20 protein-coding genes and 1 tRNA gene are annotated in these 18593 nt (G+C 49.5%); 10 read left to right on the top strand and 11 right to left on the bottom strand.

Annotated elements, in window-relative coordinates; genetic code table 11:
- Window positions 1–41: 41 nt before the first annotated feature.
- Genes lnt through miaB form a run of 4 tightly spaced genes read right to left on the bottom strand, consistent with a single transcriptional unit; the run spans window position 42 to window position 4312 of the window.
- Entirely contained in the window at window positions 42–1577 is a 1536-nt protein-coding gene (lnt, locus tag AOC34_RS09060; protein ID WP_234408091.1) for an apolipoprotein N-acyltransferase, read from the bottom strand.
- Window positions 1578–1585: 8 nt separating this feature from the next.
- Window positions 1586–2434: an HlyC/CorC family transporter gene (locus AOC34_RS09055; protein ID WP_108469749.1), complete on the bottom strand. Its 849-nt coding sequence runs from the start codon at window positions 2432–2434 to the stop codon at window positions 1586–1588.
- A 43-nt stretch (window positions 2435–2477) separates the two neighbouring features.
- Complete coding sequence (gene ybeY / locus AOC34_RS09050; protein ID WP_108469748.1) at window positions 2478–2960, bottom strand: rRNA maturation RNase YbeY; 483 nt, start codon at window positions 2958–2960, stop codon at window positions 2478–2480.
- 5 nt (window positions 2961–2965) lie between these two features.
- A complete protein-coding gene (gene miaB / locus AOC34_RS09045) occupies window positions 2966–4312 on the bottom strand; it encodes a tRNA (N6-isopentenyl adenosine(37)-C2)-methylthiotransferase MiaB (RefSeq protein WP_108469747.1) in 1347 nt (448 codons plus the stop codon).
- A 101-nt stretch (window positions 4313–4413) separates the two neighbouring features.
- On the opposite strand from miaB, the gene AOC34_RS09040 reads away from it, so the two are divergent.
- Both AOC34_RS09040 and AOC34_RS09035 read left to right on the top strand, forming a co-directional pair.
- On the top strand, window positions 4414–4728 hold the full coding sequence (locus AOC34_RS09040; protein ID WP_108469746.1) for a DUF6150 family protein: 315 nt from the start codon (window positions 4414–4416) through the stop codon (window positions 4726–4728).
- The gene (locus tag AOC34_RS09035) at window positions 4716–5342 is read left to right on the top strand and encodes an MOSC domain-containing protein (protein ID WP_234408090.1); all 627 of its coding nucleotides are present in this window, start codon (window positions 4716–4718) and stop codon (window positions 5340–5342) included. Before AOC34_RS09040 ends, AOC34_RS09035 begins: the two co-directional genes overlap by 13 nt.
- Window positions 5343–5388: 46 nt before the next feature.
- Here the strand turns inward: AOC34_RS09035 and AOC34_RS09030 are convergent.
- The 4 genes from AOC34_RS09030 to AOC34_RS09015 form a co-directional block, all read right to left on the bottom strand.
- Window positions 5389–5465, bottom strand: a tRNA-Met gene (locus tag AOC34_RS09030).
- Window positions 5466–5583: 118 nt separating this feature from the next.
- A complete protein-coding gene (locus AOC34_RS09025) occupies window positions 5584–6243 on the bottom strand; it encodes a VTT domain-containing protein (protein WP_108469744.1) in 660 nt (219 codons plus the stop codon).
- A gap of 30 nt (window positions 6244–6273) precedes the next feature.
- Complete coding sequence (locus AOC34_RS09020; protein ID WP_108469743.1) at window positions 6274–6957, bottom strand: haloacid dehalogenase type II; 684 nt, start codon at window positions 6955–6957, stop codon at window positions 6274–6276.
- 11 nt (window positions 6958–6968) lie between these two features.
- Window positions 6969–8228, bottom strand: coding sequence for a putative Na+/H+ antiporter (locus tag AOC34_RS09015; RefSeq protein WP_108469742.1), 1260 nt, complete (start codon window positions 8226–8228; stop codon window positions 6969–6971).
- A gap of 150 nt (window positions 8229–8378) precedes the next feature.
- On the opposite strand from AOC34_RS09015, the gene AOC34_RS09010 reads away from it, so the two are divergent.
- From AOC34_RS09010 to maiA, 8 genes are all read left to right on the top strand, one after another.
- Window positions 8379–10283, top strand: coding sequence for a DUF294 nucleotidyltransferase-like domain-containing protein (locus AOC34_RS09010; protein WP_108469741.1), 1905 nt, complete (start codon window positions 8379–8381; stop codon window positions 10281–10283).
- On the top strand, window positions 10273–10923 hold the full coding sequence (locus AOC34_RS09005) for a 3'-5' exonuclease (RefSeq protein WP_108469740.1): 651 nt from the start codon (window positions 10273–10275) through the stop codon (window positions 10921–10923). Before AOC34_RS09010 ends, AOC34_RS09005 begins: the two co-directional genes overlap by 11 nt.
- Window positions 10924–11065: 142 nt before the next feature.
- A complete protein-coding gene (locus AOC34_RS09000) occupies window positions 11066–11350 on the top strand; it encodes a hypothetical protein (protein ID WP_199908291.1) in 285 nt (94 codons plus the stop codon).
- A complete protein-coding gene (locus AOC34_RS08995) occupies window positions 11341–11916 on the top strand; it encodes a tetratricopeptide repeat protein (RefSeq protein WP_199908290.1) in 576 nt (191 codons plus the stop codon). The genes AOC34_RS09000 and AOC34_RS08995 overlap by 10 nt, the downstream gene beginning before the upstream one ends.
- Window positions 11917–11988: 72 nt before the next feature.
- Entirely contained in the window at window positions 11989–12252 is a 264-nt protein-coding gene (locus AOC34_RS08990; protein WP_108469739.1) for a DUF4212 domain-containing protein, read from the top strand.
- A gap of 2 nt (window positions 12253–12254) precedes the next feature.
- Window positions 12255–14402 (top strand): sodium:solute symporter family protein, encoded by a 2148-nt coding sequence (locus AOC34_RS08985; RefSeq protein ID WP_108469738.1) that lies wholly within the window; start codon window positions 12255–12257, stop codon window positions 14400–14402.
- A 115-nt stretch (window positions 14403–14517) separates the two neighbouring features.
- Window positions 14518–15147, top strand: a complete 630-nt coding sequence (locus AOC34_RS08980; protein ID WP_108469737.1) for a trimeric intracellular cation channel family protein — start codon at window positions 14518–14520, stop codon at window positions 15145–15147.
- 30 nt (window positions 15148–15177) lie between these two features.
- Complete coding sequence (gene maiA / locus AOC34_RS08975) at window positions 15178–15846, top strand: maleylacetoacetate isomerase (RefSeq protein ID WP_108469736.1); 669 nt, start codon at window positions 15178–15180, stop codon at window positions 15844–15846.
- A 9-nt stretch (window positions 15847–15855) separates the two neighbouring features.
- On the opposite strand, the gene AOC34_RS08970 is transcribed toward maiA, so the two are convergent.
- From AOC34_RS08970 to AOC34_RS08960, 3 genes are read right to left on the bottom strand one after another with little or no spacing between them, the layout of a single operon-like run.
- Window positions 15856–16791, bottom strand: coding sequence for an AEC family transporter (locus AOC34_RS08970; RefSeq protein ID WP_108469735.1), 936 nt, complete (start codon window positions 16789–16791; stop codon window positions 15856–15858).
- A 6-nt stretch (window positions 16792–16797) separates the two neighbouring features.
- Entirely contained in the window at window positions 16798–17322 is a 525-nt protein-coding gene (locus AOC34_RS08965; RefSeq protein ID WP_108469734.1) for a gamma carbonic anhydrase family protein, read from the bottom strand.
- Window positions 17323–17365: 43 nt separating this feature from the next.
- Window positions 17366–18568 (bottom strand): ammonium transporter, encoded by a 1203-nt coding sequence (locus tag AOC34_RS08960; RefSeq protein ID WP_108469733.1) that lies wholly within the window; start codon window positions 18566–18568, stop codon window positions 17366–17368.
- Window positions 18569–18593: the final 25 nt, after the last annotated feature.

Genomic DNA, 18593 nt, shown 5'->3' with positions numbered 1-18593 from the left:
ATCTAAGTGACTGATTTTACCTGCCAATTGCGGGAGTTTTCCTAAAACCGGCGCCGTTGCAGTAAGGCAAATGCCAGAAGGAAACATGCCAAACTCAAAATCGGCCAATTTCCCCAGACGACAAACGGGGTTTTGCCTGTAAAGCCTTGTACCGAAGTGCTTAAGCTTGCTTGGGTCCATTGCGGTAAGGCCTGGAGCACGCGGCCATCTGGACCAATGACTGCAGTGATTCCCGTGTTGGTTGAGCGAATGCTGGGAAGCCCTGTTTCGATCGAGCGCATTTGCGACAAGCGCAATTGTTGGCTGGGCGCTTGGGACTGTCCAAACCAGGCCAGATTGGTTATGTTGACGAATAGATTGACTGGAGCTTCGCTGTTGCGAATGCGGCTAGCCAACTCATTGCCAAAGATGTCTTCATAGCAGATGGTGATAGCGGCACCAATACTGTCTTCACCTATGCGCTCAATATGAAAGGGGGGCTGCATCAAATTGCCCCGGGCAAAATCACTCATCGGAATTCGAAATGCATTGACAAACCACTGGAAGCCGGGCGGAATAAATTCACCAAAAGGGACGAGGTGAAATTTATCGTAATAGTAGGGCGAAGCGTTGGATGGCGATAAGCCGAGGGCGCGGTTGGAATACTGCAATTGCCCATTTGGGCTCGGAACAATACCAATCAAGCCCAGCAGAATGTTGCTGTGTGTTGCTTGTGAAAATGCCCTGAGCTGAGGTAGCGCATCACTTGGTAAGTCTCTTTCAATTAATGGAAATGCCGTTTCTGGAATTACGATCAGATCGGCCGCTTTTTCAACAATGGCATCGCTATAAAAACGCATTTGCTGGGTGATGGCATTTGGATTCCATTTCAGGCTTTGCTCAAAATTGCCCTGAATCAAACGAACACTGATAGGGGTACCAATTGCTTCGGTAAATCGCAATTGGTTGAGGCCCAGCATCAACACCAATACCAATCCAATGGGAATGCTAGTGCGCACAAGTGATTGACGCCATGCGCTTAACTGCATTGATGCCCACACTACCAAAAAAGTAGACCCTAAGCCGCCCAGCAGTGGCGCAATCGCTGCAAAGGGGCCATTGACTTGGGCTTCAGCAAAGCCGACCCATGGAAAGCCCGTGAAGAGTTGGCCGCGAAGGTATTCAAGGAGTACCCAAGCCGCTGCCATGATGGCGCTGCTCAGGAAAATGTGTCGGTGCTGTAGCTTTTTACCCAATGCACTGGCCAAGCCAAAAAAGAGTGCCATGTAAGCCGATAGTAAAACCACAGCAGCGACAGACAAGGCGGCATTCATGCCACCGATGTCATGCAGACTAATAAAAATCCACCATAGACCAACTACAAAATAAGCAAGGCCAAATAAAAAACCACCGGCAAAATGCGGCAGAAAATGCGTTGTATTAATTAAAGAGAGTCGCCACCACAAGAGGCTAAGCAACGGTATTTGCAGCCACCCACCCGAAGGGAGCTCGCCTGCAATTGAGACCGCAATCCCAAGGGCAAGGCAAAAGAGCCAGTGTGTGTAGCGAGTATTGCTGGGCAAGCTCTGACTAAACAAGCGTTGCCTTAGGTTGGTAGAGGGATATCAGATGCCAGACGCCTTGCTAGCAATACATGAATTTGCCGCGGATCGGCGCGCTGGACTTCAAACTCGATGCCATCAATTTGCACGCGCTCGCCCAGTTTGGGTATGCGTCCTAAATGGTGGGTAATTAATCCCGCTACGGTTTCGACTTCATCGTCATCAAACTGCGTGCCCAGTGCTGTATTCAGTTGCTCTAGTTCGGTAATGCCTTTGAGTCGGGTGTCGCCATTGGCGAGTAATAGTACGTTATCGGCATCTTCATCAATGTCGTGCTCGTCCTCAATATCACCCACAATTTGCTCGAGCACGTCTTCAATCGTGACAATGCCTGCAACGTTGCTGTACTCATCGACAACGATGGCTAAATGATTGCGATTGGCTCGAAAATCCCGCAGCAAGACGCTCAGGCGCTTAGATTCTGGGATAAAGACGGCAGGCCTTAGCCAATCGCGCAACTGAAAGTTGGCTTCACTGGCATGGCGTAACAAATCTTTAGCGAGCAAGATGCCCACGACAGCATCTTTGCTGCCTTCATAAACCGGGTAGCGCGAATGGGCTGCGGAGATAACGGTTTGAATCACCTCGGTAACCGAGGAATCAATGTCAATCCAGTCAATTTGCGCGCGGGGTACAAGGATGTCCCTGGCACACAATTCACCGACCTGAAAAACCCCCTCAATCATGGAAAGGGCATCTGCATCAATGAAACCCTCTGTCTGGGCAGCGCGCAAGGTTTCAATTAATTCTTGGCGTCGCTCCGTTGCGCTGGTGGGTTGTGGCGTTAGAAATTCAGCAAGGCGTTCGAGTAATGATTTATCGGGGTCAGGCATGGAAATAGAATAGCGTAGAACAAAGTAAGCTAAAAAAGTGGCCCTAATTAATGACGTAAGGGTCTGAAAAACCTAGGTTTTTCAGAATAGCCACTTCGCGTGCCTCCATTACCTTGGCACCCTGCTGCGTCATGTGGTCAAGGCCGGCAGCATGCAGACAGCCATGCACCACTAGATGCGCCAGGTGGGCTTTAACAGCTTTACCTTGGTCGCGCGCCTCGCTGCTGACTACTGGCATGCAGAGCACGATATCAGCCGCCAGCTCACCTTGGCTGATCCCATATGTGAAGGTCAACACATTCGTAGCATAGGCCTTGGTTCTAAATTGGCTATTTAGTAGTTGCCCTTCGGTGCGATTCACAAAGCGCACAGTGAGGTGACCTGAATGCGTGACGCTCGCACGAACCCATTTTTTAATGAGCGTGCTGGATACCAATGCACTTACTTTTTTCTCGAGTGCGGGACTGGCGTATTGAATCTCGACAGCACAGGCTTTTGCTTTAGATGAAGTAACGGTCTTTGGCATGCAAATTAATGTACGAGTGCGTTGACACGCTCGCCCCGAAGGGTATGTGCCAATACTTCCGTGATCCGAATATCCATCATTGTCCCAATCAAGGAATCCATTTCCTCAATCCCGGCTGGAATGTGTATCACCCGGTTGTTTTCAGTACGGCCTTGCAAGTTAATGCCGTCTTTAGCAATGCCTTCAATGAGCACACGCTCTTCTTTGCCTAGCATTGCTTTGCTAATCCGCTCTGCCTGAGAATCAATTAACGCCAATAAAGTCTGCAGGCGTTTCAGTTTCACAGGATAAGGGGTATCGTCCGCTAGGTTGGCCGCTGGGGTACCAGGACGAGGGCTAAAGATAAAGCAGTAACTGTTATCAAATTCCAATTCGGTCACCAGGCTTAAGAGCTTTTCAAAATCAGCATCGGTTTCCCCGGGGAAGCCGACAATAAAATCACTGGAGAGGCACAGGTCGGGACGGACGGCGCGCATGCGGCGAATAATGCTCTTAAATTCCAACACGGTATAGCCGCGCTTCATCGCTGATAAAACCGAATCAGAGGCATGCTGCACGGGCAGATGCAGGTGACTCACTAATTTCGGCACTTTGGCATACACATCAATGAGGCGCTGGGTAAATTCTTTGGGGTGGCTAGTAGTAAAGCGAATGCGCTCAACTCCCGGTATCTCGGCAATGTACTCAATTAAGAGGGCAAAATCGGCCAGCTCATTCGTCTTGCCCATCTTGCCGATATAGGCATTCACGTTTTGACCGAGTAATACGATTTCTTTCACACCTTGCGCAGCAAGCCCTGCTACTTCGGTTAGTACATCATCGAAGGGGCGCGATACTTCTTCGCCGCGGGTATAGGGCACAACACAATAGCTGCAGTATTTGGAGCAGCCTTCCATAATGGACACAAAGGCAGAGCCGCGGGTCTGCCGCGATGCAGGTAAATGATCGAACTTCTCGATCTCCGGAAAAGAGATATCAACCTGAGAAACGCCGCTGGACAATCGCTTGGCAATTAAGTCGGGCAGGCGATGTAGGGTTTGAGGGCCAAAGACCACATCCACATACGGTGCACGGCTAATGATTTGCTGTCCCTCTTGGCTCGCAACGCAGCCGCCCACACCAATTAATAATTCAGGCTTGAGTTTTTTCAGTTCACGCAGACGACCCAAGTCAGAAAATACCTTGTCTTCGGCTTTTTCCCGAATCGAGCAGGTGTTGAGCAAAATGACGTCGGCTTCAGCGGGGTCATTGGTGGCAGTCATGCCATCATTGGCATGCAAGACATCGGCCATCTTTTCCGAGTCGTACTCGTTCATTTGACAGCCGAAGGTTTTGATATACAGTTTTTTCATATGCCGTTTCAGGTTTATAACTGGGGGCGATTTGCAATTTTACGGGAAATCACCCCCCTTGCTAGCAAAAAGACTGCGACTGCCCGTAAGATAGTTAAACCATGAACAGATCCATTTGGCTTTGCACACTGCTTTTCTTAGGCGCTACCGGTACGCAAGTGATTGCAGCCCCGATTTATATCACTAGCTATCCATCCGAGGCCAATGCCAAGGTATTTGTGACGCAATACAAATCCGAAGCCAATTGCATTGTGTATGAAACGCCTTACCAAAGTGAGAATGACCCGGGTGTTTGGTTTTTCACTAAATACAAAAGCAATGCCAGGGCTCGCATTTACTACACCCAATACAAATCAGAGGCTGATTTAGTGGTGTATTTCACTAAGTACAAAAGTGAAGCGCGTTGCCGCTATTAACAATGCGATTAATCTCGATTAACAGCGGCAAAGCAGGTCCCTTATTTGCGAACCAGCACCTAGACCGCACCGTGGTGATGTCTGGCATTAAAAAGAGCAGCATCAGCAACATAGACCAAGCAAGCCCAGTCGACATCAATGCCTTAGGCGTAATTGGTGACGAACAGGCCGACTTGACGGTACATGGCGGGATTGAGAAAGCCATTTACGTTTATCCACGCGAGCACTATCCATTTTGGAATGCACTGTTATTACGTGAACTAAAAACGCCATTTGATTTGCAGCCCGGAGCGATGGGCGAGAACTTCACCATTACGGGTTTATTGGAAGCGGATGTATTTGTGGGCGACACGCTGCAGATTGGCGATCTCGAATTTATCGTGACCAAGCTTCGGGAGCCGTGCTTTAAGTTCAATGCAAAAATGCGCTACAAAGGCGCTGCCAAAGCAATGCTGCAATCTGGGCATTGCGGTTGGTATATGCGCGTCATCACGCCAGGAAAATTGATGGCTGGTAATGCGATCAATCTTTTGCCAGGAAAGCAAGAAACATCAATTGCTGATCAAGTCCGAGCAATCATGAAGCGAGAGATGCAAGGTGATTTATGGGACTAGTGCCCCAAAGAAAAAGCCACTGCAAGGTAGCAGTGGCTTCTAAATGTGGTGGCGATTCAGGGATTCGAACCCCGGACCTGTGGATTATGATTCCATCGCTCTAACCAACTGAGCTAAATCGCCAAGCGTTAAATTGTAGCAAATTCGGTTCATTTCCCCCTATCAGGCTTCCCAATGCTGTTTTTACGGCGTTGGGGCATATAAATTGGGCTTTATGGCCCTATAAGGGCAAGTATTTGGATTAATGCAAGCGCCGCCGCGCCTGAATTTTCTTGAACACTTCTTTACTAAAGATCCACAGCGCCGGTAAGCCGGGAATAATAATCATGGCCAGAGCCACAAGGGAGAAGTTGGCTTTCACCCAAGGGTGCTCTCCAATCCAGTAGCCCAATGCGGTTAAGCTGCAGACCCACAGGATCCCACCAATGACATTGTAAAAAGCAAAGATGGGGTAACGCATGTGCGCAACGCCAGCAACAAAGGGAGCAAAGGTGCGAATGAAGGGCATAAAGCGACCCAAGACAATCGTGATGGGGCCATACTTTTCATAAAAGGCGTGCGCCTGATCAAATGCTTTGCGATTAAACCAGCGTGAGCTTTCCCAAGAGAAAACCTTATTACCAATAAAGCGACCAATCGAATAATTGAGGGCGTCACCTAAGATGGCTGCTGTGGTGAGCAATGCCATCAGAACATATAAATCCATGCCGCCGACTGCGCACAGTGCACCTGCTACAAAGAGTAAAGAATCCCCTGGCAAAAAAGGCATCACCACAAAGCCGGTCTCGACAAAGATGATGGCAAACAGCAGGACATAAATCCAAACGCCCCATTCATTCGCAACGATTGCTAAATTTTTATCGAGGTGCAGAAATAAATCGATGAGGGTAGAAAATTCCAAGACGATCCTTTGGTGAGCCGTTACATCGCGTTACGTAGGTAATGCGGCTAGCACGTCATTTAAGTTAGCGCCAGTATAAGTGGGCTTGGGACCGATTTCTTCAAAAGGCAGATTTTGGCGATTCACCCAAAAGGTCGTCAGCCCAAACCAGCCAGCGCCAATCACATCCCAGGCATTACTGGAAACAAACAAAATGTCTTTGGGCGCACATCCAAAATGGCTGGTTAATAAACCATAACTAGCAGGGCTTACTTTAAATTGGCGCACTTCATCAACCGAGATGACGCGATCCAAAAGGGTATCGAGTTGATTCGCTTGCAATGCCTTGGACAGCATGGCTTGATTGCCGTTCGAGAGTACTGCCGTAGCGATCCCTGCTTGTTTAATCTGACTCAGCGTTGCTTGGCATTCCGGGAAAGCGCTTAACTTGGCGTATTGCCCCATCAGCTGCGCTTCCTGATCTTGGTTTAGTGGAATTGCGAGGCGCTTGCAGGAAAAACGCAGCGCTGCAATGGTGAGATCCCAGAAGGATTGATAGTGCGTTGATCCTGTAGGATCGCTCATCGTAATCAGGCGGGTGTATTCAATTTGGCGATCACGCCAGAGCACACACAAGGACTGCCCCTGACCTGGAAAGAGGTTTTCTGCCAAGACCCCCATCGAGTACACATCGAGGAGGGTGCCATAGGCATCAAATGCAATCAGCTTAGGCATGTGGCAATACCTTAAATAAAGCGGAAGGCAATGATGGCAATGATCGTCGGTGGTACGGCGTATAAAAACAAATACAGCGGACTAATTGTGCCCTCATGAAAACTGGATTTCAGAATAGAGTAGCCGGCTGGATTGGGCGCATTGGCGATCACGGTTAAACCGCCACCGGTGAGGGCGCCCGCTACCAGTGAATACTTAAACTCATCGGACAAGCCTTCGACCAGTGAACCTAAATAGGTCAGTGCTGCGTTATCCGTGATGGCGGTTAGAACCGTGGCGCCATAGTAGACCGTCGTTGAATCGAGATTAATCAGTAGCGGTTGCAGCCACCATTTTTGTTGGCTACCTAATACAACGAGTCCTGCTAAGAAAAATGCAACCAGCAAACTCTCGCGAATGATGAGCTTATTTTGATAGCGTGCATAGGCTGTGGTGTAGCCCACAAAGAATAAAAACAAGCCCATGAATAAAACCGAGTGGTGTACTGAAATGACTACTGCCACCAAGAAGGCTAAGTGAATGAAAATCACGCTCACTGGAATGGCGTCAATTTTCTTTTCATTCGGCTGGATATTGAAACCACGTAGCTCTTTGTAAAACAAGAATGCCAGCAAAGTGGAGTTGGCCGTAACCGCTACGGCAGAGCGCCAGCCAAAGTTTTCCAGCATGAACCACAGGTCCCAGTTCCAGGTGCTGGCCACCATCAAAATGGGAGGCGCTGCATAGGGAGTGAGGGCGCCACCAATCGAGATGTTGACAAAGAGTACCGCTAGTCCGGCGTACATCAACTTGGGTGAAATGCGTTTAGAAAAATAGTAGTCACGCAGCAGTAAGGCGGCAACCGTCATGGCAGCCGGTTCCGTAATAAAGGAGCCCAACAGCGGCACGAGGGTGAGCGTGACCCACAGAAAGCCTACCGACTTTTTAACCGGCAGAATGGCGGTGATACGCAATACCAAGAATAGGCAAAACTCGAGAACCGGTTTACTTGCCGCAATGATCATGATTACAAATACAAAGAGCGGCTCGGTAAAGTTGAGTTTCTCTAAATAGGCAATCGTGGCATCGGATCCGGTGTAAATAAAAAAGAAGGAAACCAGGACCATGGCCCAAAATCCAAACACCACTTCCACTTCACCCAGCAAATGCCATACCCCAGCGTGATTGGGTTGCTTATGTGCCAAACCCTCAAAAAAGGCGGTGGAAAAGGTATGAATAATCGCCAAGGCAAAAATAACGCTGCTGACGATGTTGACGGTAGTGGGGTTCATGGTGGCTGCCTGGCTATATCAAAGTATTTCTATTGTATTGATAAGTCAGTCAAATGAACATATGATGATTTGTAGGGACTTGATTGGCTTTGTATTTAATTTCAGGACATTCCCCGTAGACAGCTTACTAACGCACAAGCGCATTGACGAATGACAGGGCAAGACTCGCAACATACTTCTTCTTCCCATAGCCTGGTGCAAAACTTACGGCAACAGGTGATGCAAAGCTTGCCATTTTCCAAAATGGCCGAAGCTGACGTTGATTTTTTTCTGAAGCAATCGCGTGAGGCCTACTTTGCGCCCAAAGAGCGCATTCTTGCGCCGGCCGATGGTCCTCCTCAATTCCTCTATCTATTACGGCAGGGTCGCGTATCGGGGCGTCGTGATATCCCTGGGATTGAAGAAACCGCTTTTCAATTAGAAGCAGGCAGCTTGTTTTCGATTGGCTCGGCCTTTGCAAATCGGCCTGTTTCCACTATCTATAGTGCAGTAGACGACTGTTTTTGTTTGCTCTTCCCGGTCACAGCGATGCGCCAGTTGCAAGCCCAATCCAAACCCTTCAGTGATTTTTTAAGCAATCGTATTTGGGGTTTGCTTCAAGAATCCCGAACGGCCTTGCGCAACTCCTTTGCCTCACAGGCTCTAGCAGAACAATCCTTGGAAAGTCGCCTAGGTGATTTGCGCTTAAAAAAGCCGCTAACCACTAGCCCCAATACCCCTCTGCGTGAAGCACTCACATTAATCCACGAGAGAAAAGTCGGGTCGATTCTGGTTTGCGAGGATGAGCAAACCATCGTCGGCATCTTGACCCGCTACGACGTCTTGTCACGTGTGACCCTGAGCAATTTAGATCTCAACACACCCATTTCAAGTGTGATGTCAACCGGAGTAAAAACCTTAAGTGTCGACGATACAGCTGAGATGGCCGGCCTATTGATGTCGCGTTTTAACATTCGCCACTTACCGATTTTGGATCGCGGCCGTTTAGTTGGAATTATTTCAGAGCGGGATTTGTTTTCCTTGCAGCGTTTATCACTCAGTAATATCAGTAGCGCTATTCGTGCTGCCGATGATCTGCAGGGTTTGAAAAAATGCGCCAATGACATTCGGACCTTTGCACGTAATCTTTTGGGGCAGGGTGTTCAGGCCCGCCAACTCACAGCCCTGATTAGTCACTTAAATGATGTGCTGACCGAGCAGCTGATTACCTTAACTGCCGAGCGCTACCAATTGAACCGTAGTCGCTTTGCCTGGATTGCCTTGGGCTCCGAGGGGCGAAGTGAGCAAACCATTGCAACCGATCAAGACAATGCCTTGGTATATGCCGATGGGGAGGATGAGGCACAGCGTGTGATTTATCTTCGGTTCGCTCGGGAAGTGAATGAAGCCCTCGATGCTTGCGGATATCCGCTGTGCAAAGGCAACATCATGGCCAGCAATCCAGAGCTTTGTTTATCGCAGCAAGAATGGCTTAATCGTTTTGATCGTTGGATCGAACAAGGCAATCCAGAAGACTTGTTAAAAGCCAGCATCTTTTTTGATCTCCGTGCGCTTGCTGGCAATGCTGATTTATTGATTCCGTTAAAAGAGCTAGTACGCGTAAAAGCCGCGGCCATACCGCGCTTTATTAAATTGCTGGCCGAAAATGCCTTAAATTCACGGGTGCCGCTGAATTGGCTTGGCGCGATTGAGCCGACTGAGATCGATGGTCAAGAAATCATCGATCTGAAATTGCAAGGCACTGCATTGATGGTCGATGCGGCGCGTATTTATTCTCTAGCGCATGGTATTGAGGCGGTTAATACGCGGGAGCGTTTGGCTGCGGTGGGTCATGCGCTCAATGTCCCTGAAGCAGAAAGCGCCGCTTGGATTACGGCATTTGAGTTTTTACAAACCCAGCGCCTCGCCGTGCAAATTAGCGAGACCACGATTAAGGGCAACCCTAATACGATTGATATCAAGCAGCTGAACTCAGTGGATCGCAGCATCCTCAAAGAGTCGCTACTCAAGGTGCGCGCTTTGCAGCAACATTTGCAGCTGGATTATGTTCGCTAGTTTCTTTGATGGCTTGCAATCTCTTTTTAAAAGGAAGCGGCCCGAAGTGCGCCGCTGGATTGTGCTCGATGTGGAAACCAGCGGCCTTAACCCCCACTCTGATCGTCTTTTGGCAATTGCTGCGGTGGCGCTGGACGTGAGCCCGGATTTTGAGCGCATCGCCATTGTGATTGGCGATAGCTATGAGGCTGTCCTCAAACAAGATTTGCCCAGCAGCAAAGACAATATTTTGGTTCACCACATTGGCGCTCAGGCGCAGGCCGATGGCAGACCTCCGATTGAAGTCTTAGAGGAGTTCCGGGCTTGGGTCGGTAATTGCCCATTGCTCGCCTTTCATTCGGCATTTGATGAGGCGATGCTGAATCGCGCTTATGCATTGGCTGGTCTAAAGCCACTTCACAATGAATGGCTCGACATCGAGCCCTTAGCAAAGATTACGGGGGTAAACCCTAGTTTGCGTGCATTAGACGATTGGCTGGGGTATTTTGGGATTGAGTGCGCCGTGCGCCACCAAGCTGCCGCGGACACATTTGCCACCGCTGAGCTCCTGATGCGCCTCTGGCCCTATTTAAAGCGGGAAGGCAGGTCATGGCCATCCTTGCGGAATATTGCCCGTCAGGCGAACTGGATTCCGCGCTAAGCCAGTTCTAAAACCCTCATTTTTTCACGGTTTTATAGGGGAAAGCCCCGATTTGGCGACCCTGCCATAAGCACCATAATCCTTGTACTTCTAAGCGTTCCGAGTCGGAATGTAACTTTTAGGATTTTTAGTGCTTTTATTTTTGAATATCGCTCAGTTGATTTTGTACATCGGCGGCTTGGGTCTGATTGGCCAAGGCTTGCTTTATGTATTGGCTGGACAAAAGCGCGACACCAATTTGTTCTACCAATTGATCGGCATTATTAATAAGCCATGGACTCTACTTGCGCGTTTCATTTCGCCCAAGCAGATTCTCGACAGGCAAGTTCCATTTGTTGCTTTTTGCGTTGTTAGCGTTCTCTATATTGCGGTGACCATAGCGAAGATCGAACACTGCATCTCCATCGGGATTGAAATATGCCAGTAAACAAACGCAATCTCGATTGGTACTTACTGAAGTGGCGCGCAAGTGCATTAATCACCTTTGGTTTAAAAAATCAAGCAATGGATGTATTTGAGGAAATGAATCGCCGCTTTCCGCATGACGACTACGTCATAACTAGCCTGGCTTATATGAAGACCCAGCATGGGGATAAGGCGGGTGCGATTGCGGACTACAAGCGCTTGACACTCAAGCCTGATGTTTCTGAAGCCATTTGGTACAACCTAGGCTTCTTACAAGAAGAGATGGGGCAGGTTCAGGATGCGGAACATAGCTTTCGCCAAGCCATTAAGCTCAATGAAAATTTAGACCAAGCCTGGTATGGACTTGGCTTGGTACTCATTCAGCTACAGCGATTTGACGAGGCTATCAAGGCCCTGAAGAAAAATACCAAATTGCAGCCGATGAGCCCCTATGCGTGGTACCAGCTGGCCCGGGTGTATGCCGAGCGCAACCAGCCCGAAGAAGCCACCAAAATTATTCGTCACCTCAAAGAATTTGAACCCAAATTTGCTAAGCAGTTGGAGCGGGAAACCGGTCTAGGTGTTTAGTGGTTTTTAGTAGTGTGTATTAAGTAGTGCATTAGTAGTAGATGTATTTTTTTAACTAAAGGAGAAACTGTTATGCAATTAACAGAATCGCATAAACAATATTGGTCTAAGAACCTACGGATGACAGCAATTCTGTTAGCCATCTGGTTCATCGTGACCTTTGTTGTGGGCTATTACGCCCGTGATTTAAGCTTTAATTTTTTTGGATGGCCGTTTAGTTTTTGGGTCGGTGCACAAGGCGCTTTAGTGACTTATGTTCTGATCATTGCCTACTACGCGCACTACATGAACAACCTTGACAAAGAATACGATTGCGCTGAAGTGGAGGAGGACTAATCATGGCTGGAATGACACCTAGTGGCGGAGATGGCAGTATGTTTGGCGGCGGCGGAAGTAATGCCGACTTCAAAAAAGGTCTAAACAAGATTTATACCTATTACACCCTCGGCTTTTTAACGTTTGTGCTCCTCTTGGGTATTGCGGAGCAAATGGGCTTAGGCCGTGCAATGATTGGTTACGTATTCTTAGGCGCAACGGTATTGCTCTACGCTGGTATTGGCGTAATGAGCCGTACCAATGACGCGGCCGAATACTATGTAGCTGGTCGACGCGTACCTGCGATGTACAACGGTATGGCAACTGGTTCCGACTGGATGTCGGCTGCGTCGTTTATCGGTATGGCAGGTACTTTGTACTTGACCGGTTACGGCGGCTTGGCCTTCATCATGGGCTGGACCGGCGGTTACTGTTTAGTAGCGTTGTTCCTGGCTCCTTACTTGCGTAAGTTCGGTCAGTTCACCATCCCAGACTTCTTGGGCGCGCGCTATGACGGCAACCTGCCCCGTTTCCTCGGAATCCTTGCTGCGATTTTGGTCTCGTTCACCTATGTGGTTGCCCAGATTTATGGCGTTGGTTTGATTACAACCCGTTTGGCTGGTGTGCCATTTGAGATCGGTATTTTCTTAGGCTTGGCTGGTATTTTGGTTTGCTCTTTCTTGGGTGGTATGCGTGCGGTTACTTGGACACAAGTTGCGCAGTACATCATCTTGATCATTGCTTACATGATTCCAGTGGTTTGGTTATCCGTTAAGCAAACTGGCAATCCTATACCTCAGTTTGCTTACGGCCCACAGCTTGAAAAAGTGACCGCCAAAGAAGCTGAACTGATCAAGGATCCAAAAGAGCTCGAAGTTCGTGCGATTTTCAAAGCACGTGCTGACGCACTTGGAGAAAAGCTGAAAGACGTTCCTGCTGCATTGGCTGCCGATAAAGCAGCTGCCGAGCAAAAGGTTGCTGATTTGAAGGCTGCAAATGCACCTGCACCAGAAATCGCCGCAGCTGAAAAAGCCTTGGCTGCAGTTCCAAAGGATGCAGAAGCTGCGAAAAAAGCGTGGACAGCACAACGAGCCGGGGCAACTACCCGTTCAGCTCCGCTTGCTGGTATGCCACGCCATGCACAGCAGTTTGCTGGCGACCCTGCAGGTGATGAAAAGGCCCGTACGGCTTTCGATACCTCACGTCGTAACTTCTTAGCTTTGATCTTCTGTTTGATGGTGGGTACAGCGGCATTGCCACACATTCTGATGCGTTTTTACACGACTCCGTCGGTAAAACAAGCGCGTGAGTCGGTGACATGGTCCTTGTTCTTCATCTTCTTGCTGTATTTCACAGCGCCTGCTTTGGCAGTGTTGGTGAAGTACGAGGTCTTTACAGTGCTCGTCGGAACGCCATTTGATCAGTTGCCGGCCTGGATTTCATCATGGTCCAAGGTAGATCCTGCTTTATTGTCCGTTGCTGACATCAATAAAGACGGTATTTTCCAGTTGGCTGAAATGACCATTGGTGGCGACATCATCGTTCTGGCAACCCCAGAAATCGGTGGCTTGCCATACGTGATCTCCGGCATGGTGGCAGCGGGTGGTTTGGCTGCTGCGCTGTCGACTGCTGACGGACTCCTGTTGACTATTGCTAACGCACTGTCACATGACCTGTACTACAAAATGATCGACCCAAATGCACCTGCAAGCCGTCGTGTTGCAATTTCCAAAGCATTGTTGGTATTGGTTGCTCTGGCAGCGGCGTATGTTGCTGCTCAGAAACCAGCTGACATCTTGTTCTTGGTTGGCGCGGCGTTCTCCTTTGCTGCTGCAGCGTTCTTCCCAGCACTTACCCTTGGTATTTTCTGGAAGCGTGCGAACAAAGCGGGTGCTTGCGTTGGTATGGTGCTTGGTTTGGGTATTACCTTGTACTATATGATCACAACTCAGCCATGGATGCGCGGTGTATTCGGCGTAACTTCACCTGTTGAACTTTGGTACGGTATTGCGCCAATTTCTGCCGGTGTATTTGGCGTACCACTCGGTTTTGCTGCGATTATCTTAGTGAGTTTGGTAACCCCAGCCCCACGTAAAGATATTCAAGACCTGATCGACCACGTTCGTTATCCAACCCTCAGGGGCGATACGATGAATACGCAATCCAGTTAATTTGCGTATTAAATGACCAAGAGCAATCTTAGTCGTTGACGAACCCGCTCTTCGGAGCGGGTTTTTTATTGCCTAAAAATCGGCAGTAGCAACGAAGTGCTTTAGACTGCACCCTATGGAAAACCTCAGTTTTTGGATTGGCATCATTGCAACGATTGCATTTGCAGTCACTGGCGTACTGGCGATTGCCGATCGTGGCGTGGATTTATTTGGCGTGATGGTATTGGGATTAATCACCGCAATTGGTGGCGGTACGGTGCGCGACCTGATTTTAGAAACCCCAGTTTTTTGGGCAAGCCTACCGATTTATTTGTGGGTAGCCTTGGCGGCTAGCGCCATCGCCTTCTACTTGGAAGCTTTTTTTACTCAGCCACAGATTTATCGCTGGATGCTGTATTTGGATGGATTCGGCGCGGCTTTGTTTGGCATTCAAGGGGCTGATAAAGCCTGGAATATGGATTTCGGTTTACCGCTCGCGCCAGTGATCCTGGGTGTGATTACCGCGATTGGCGGGGGTCTCATTCGCGATATGCTGGCCGGTAGAAAGAACCTCTTGATGTCGCACGAGCTCTATGCCATTCCGGTGTCGCTTGGCTGCATTGTGTACGTCTTGATTTTGGAATACGCCCCTTCCTATACAACGCAAGGCGCGATTGCCTGCATGCTACTCATCTTTGGTTTTAGAGCAGCCGCGATTCATTGGAACTTGCGCGTACCCAAGCGCTTTATTACACGCTCACGTTAATTTTTTCATTTTCTTTGCGAACTACTTTCTATGAAACCCCGTCTCTATAGTTTTTGGCGTAGCTCGGCAGCCTTTCGGGTTCGCATCGCCCTGAACCTTAAGGGTATTGATTACGACACCATTGCTACGCACCTCACTAAAAAAGGTGGCGATCAGCTGCAGCCGGAGTATGGCGAGAAAAATCCCAATCGCTTGATTCCGCTCTATGAAGAGGGCGATGTGCGGATCCATCAATCGCTTGCGATTGTGGAGTACTTGGACGAGGCCTATCCCAAGCCATCACTGCTGCCGAGCAATCCAGTGGATCGCGCTTGGGTGCGGGCCTTGGCTTTGGATATTGCTGCCGATATTCACCCCATTAATAATCTGCGGGTGTCACGCTATCTGGTTCGTCAATTGGAAGTCAGCGAAGAGGCGCGCAGCACGTGGTATCGGCACTGGGTTGCGACAGGCCTTGCCGGTCTTGAGGCACAGATCAGCAGGGATTCGCGATCAGGGCGTTTTTGTTACGGTGATCAAGTCACGCTAGCCGATATTTGTTTGGTGCCACAGCTCTTTAATGCACTGGATGCCAAGATGGATGTCGCGCTCTATCCGCGCTTGATGGGTATTTTTCAGGAGTGCATGACACTGCCAGCCTTCGTCGATGCTTCTTGGGAAAAACAAATCGATGCCGAGGGTGCTAATCCCGCGTTTTAGTTTTACCGCTTAGGCAGTCTGATTGATCCACCAGATGATCATAGACAGCGTCACGATTGAGCCCAGCGTGGTTTGTAAAACGATGCGTGAGATTGCGGAGCCATCGGCTTGGTAATACTGCGCCAGCATAAATGGACCGGTGCCTGTGGGCAGGGCACTCATGAGTACGGCAGCCTGAACCCAAAATAAAGGTAGGCCGAGAATAGGGCCTGCAACTAGCCAAGCCACTCCAGGTTGCACGATTAACTTGATGAACGTTAGGCTCCAGACCCCGCTGACTTTGCCCTCGCTCTTTTGCATCAAGAAGAGGCCAATCGAAACCAGAGCGCAGGGGCTCGCTGCTGCGGCTAGGAAGGATAAAAACTGCTGAGCGGGTTCAACCATCTGCAGTCCGCTCGCAGACCATGCTGCCCCCGCAATCGGCGCGACCAATAAGGGATTTTTTACAAGTGAACCTAAAACAATCGCGATGATTTCGTACCAGGGCTTATGGGATTGTTTGCCGAATTCAATAAACACAATCGCTAGGCCGAATAGGCCGCAGACAACCACTAAGGTTGCAATGACAGCGGGCGCTAAACCGGAGTCTCCCAAAGCTAAGAGGCAAAGTGGGATGCCCATGTAGCCAGTGTTGGCGTACGAGCCACTTAATCCCGTAAAGCTAGCCGCCACCCAATCGCGCGTGTGATACCAGCGGTACAGCAGCAGTGCGATGTACACCGCAAAACACCCTGCACTGAAGGCGATGATGAAACCCGGTTGCCACAGAGTTTGCCAATCACTATTGGCGGTGAAGGTAAAGAGTTGTGCGGGCAGTGCTAGCCAGACGACAAAGCGATTGATTTCGGCAGAGGCGTTGGGGCCGAGCTTACCGGTCTTGCCGGCAATAAACCCAGCCAGAATCAGCGCAAAAACCGGAACGACAACACTGAGGACAGGTAGCAAAGTAACTTAGCCGATCTTTTTTAAGCCAGCCCGAAAGCGCGTAGCATTTTCAACATAATGATCTGCAATGCGTTCAATATTCTGAATGTGTTCTGGGCTGAGTTGTTTTACTGCTTTGGCAGGTGAGCCCAAAATCATGGAGCCATCCGGAAACTCTTTACCTTCGGTGACGAGGGCGCCGGCGCCGACTAAGCAGTGCTTACCAATCTTCGCGCCGTTCAGCACGATTGCTCCAATACCAATTAAAGTGCCATCACCAATCGTGCAGCCATGGAGCATGACTTTGTGGCCAATGGAGACCCGCTTACCAATAATGAGTGGAAATCCAGGATCGGAGTGCAGGACCGAAGCGTCTTGCACATTGCTCTCGTCGCCAATAATGACTTGGTCGTTGTCACCGCGCACGACGGTCTTTGACCAGACGCTGGCGTTTTTGCCTAAGCGGACATGCCCAATTACCTCAGCACTGTCCGCCACAAAAGCGCCTTCCCCTAATTGGGGAGCAATACCATCGAGTTCATAAATAGCCATGCCTCATTATAGATAGGCTATTTGGACATGGCTGCGATACCTTTTACCAGTTGGATTCGCGATCGGGGGTAGAGGAAATCCGGTGAATGCTTAAATCTGCCCCATCGAACTCTTCTTCTTGCGATAGGCGGATGCCCATCACCAATTTGAGTAGGCCATAAACCACAAAGCCACCGACCAGAGCAATGCTGACCCCTAGGAAGCTTCCAATCAGCTGACCTGCAAGGGAGATGCCGCCCAGCCCGCCAAGTGCGGTTGTGCCAAAGATGCCAGCCGCGATGCCGCCCCAAAGGCCGCATAAGCCATGCAATGGCCAGACTCCAAGCACATCGTCGATCTTCCAGCGGTTTTGCGCGAGCGTAAAGGTGTATACAAACAAAGCGCCCGCAACCAGGCCAACGATTAAGGAGCCCAAGGGATGCATCAGGTCCGAGCCAGCGCAGACTGCAACCAAGCCAGCCAAGGGGCCGTTATACGAAAAGCCCGGATCGTTTTTACCAATCAGCCAGGCAGACAAAGTACCGCCGACCATGGCCATTAAGGAATTAAGGGCAACCAGGCCACTGATCTTATCAATGGTTTGCGCGCTCATGACATTGAAGCCAAACCAACCCACCGCCAAAATCCAAGCACCCAGTGCTAAAAATGGAATGTTGGAAGGTGGGTGCGCAGAGACGTTGCCGTCTTTGGTGTAGCGACCACGGCGCGCGCCAAGGAGAAGAATGGCCGGTAGGGCAATCCAACCGCCCATCGCATGAACGACGATGGAGCCTGCAAAATCATGGAACTCTTCGCCCGTCAACTCTTTGATCCAAGCCTGGATGCCGTAATGTTGATTCCACGTAATGCCCTCAAAGAAAGGGTAAATAAAACCAACGAGTAAAAAAGTCGCAATCAATTGGGGATTAAACTTCGCGCGCTCAGCGATACCGCCAGAAACAATCGCCGGAATTGCCGCAGCGAAGGTGAGCAAGAAAAAGAATTTAACTAACTCATACCCATTTTTCTGGGCCAGGACTTCTGCGCCTGAAAAGAAGTTGACGCCGTATGCAATGCTGTAGCCAATGAAGAAGTAAGCAATGGTGGAGACAGCAAAATCAACTAGGATTTTGACTAGCGCATTGACTTGGTTTTTCTTGCGCACCGTACCCAGCTCTAAAAATGCAAAGCCTGCGTGCATAGCCAGCACCATAATGGCGCCCATCAAAATAAATAACGCATCACTACCGGTCTTAAACGAATCCATGGCCTATCCTTTTAATTGATGCCAC

It is taken from the genome of Polynucleobacter difficilis (genome assembly GCF_003065365.1).
Lineage (GTDB): Bacteria > Pseudomonadota > Gammaproteobacteria > Burkholderiales > Burkholderiaceae > Polynucleobacter > Polynucleobacter difficilis.
The sequence above is the reverse complement of the archived record's forward strand: the minus strand, read 5'-3'. Positions and strand labels throughout refer to the sequence as shown.

Excerpts from the sequence above, each read along its gene's own strand:
- AOC34_RS09020 (WP_108469743.1), bottom strand. The coding sequence starts at position 6,957 with ATGCCTAAGCTGATTGCATTTGATGCCTATGGCACCCTCCTCGATGTG.
- AOC34_RS08965 (WP_108469734.1), bottom strand. The coding sequence starts at position 17,322 with ATGGCTATTTATGAACTCGATGGTATTGCTCCCCAATTAGGGGAAGGC.
- AOC34_RS09005 (WP_108469740.1), top strand. The coding sequence starts at position 10,273 with ATGTTCGCTAGTTTCTTTGATGGCTTGCAATCTCTTTTTAAAAGGAAG.
- AOC34_RS08995 (WP_199908290.1), top strand. The coding sequence starts at position 11,341 with ATGCCAGTAAACAAACGCAATCTCGATTGGTACTTACTGAAGTGGCGC.
- AOC34_RS08980 (WP_108469737.1), top strand. The coding sequence starts at position 14,518 with ATGGAAAACCTCAGTTTTTGGATTGGCATCATTGCAACGATTGCATTT.
- AOC34_RS09015 (WP_108469742.1), bottom strand. The coding sequence starts at position 8,228 with ATGAACCCCACTACCGTCAACATCGTCAGCAGCGTTATTTTTGCCTTG.
- AOC34_RS09040 (WP_108469746.1), top strand. The coding sequence starts at position 4,414 with ATGAACAGATCCATTTGGCTTTGCACACTGCTTTTCTTAGGCGCTACC.
- ybeY (WP_108469748.1), bottom strand. The coding sequence starts at position 2,960 with ATGCCAAAGACCGTTACTTCATCTAAAGCAAAAGCCTGTGCTGTCGAG.
- AOC34_RS09010 (WP_108469741.1), top strand. The coding sequence starts at position 8,379 with ATGACAGGGCAAGACTCGCAACATACTTCTTCTTCCCATAGCCTGGTG.
- miaB (WP_108469747.1), bottom strand. The coding sequence starts at position 4,312 with ATGAAAAAACTGTATATCAAAACCTTCGGCTGTCAAATGAACGAGTAC.
- AOC34_RS08985 (WP_108469738.1), top strand. The coding sequence starts at position 12,255 with ATGGCTGGAATGACACCTAGTGGCGGAGATGGCAGTATGTTTGGCGGC.
- AOC34_RS08990 (WP_108469739.1), top strand. The coding sequence starts at position 11,989 with ATGCAATTAACAGAATCGCATAAACAATATTGGTCTAAGAACCTACGG.
- AOC34_RS09055 (WP_108469749.1), bottom strand. The coding sequence starts at position 2,434 with ATGCCTGACCCCGATAAATCATTACTCGAACGCCTTGCTGAATTTCTA.
- AOC34_RS08960 (WP_108469733.1), bottom strand. The coding sequence starts at position 18,568 with ATGGATTCGTTTAAGACCGGTAGTGATGCGTTATTTATTTTGATGGGC.
- maiA (WP_108469736.1), top strand. The coding sequence starts at position 15,178 with ATGAAACCCCGTCTCTATAGTTTTTGGCGTAGCTCGGCAGCCTTTCGG.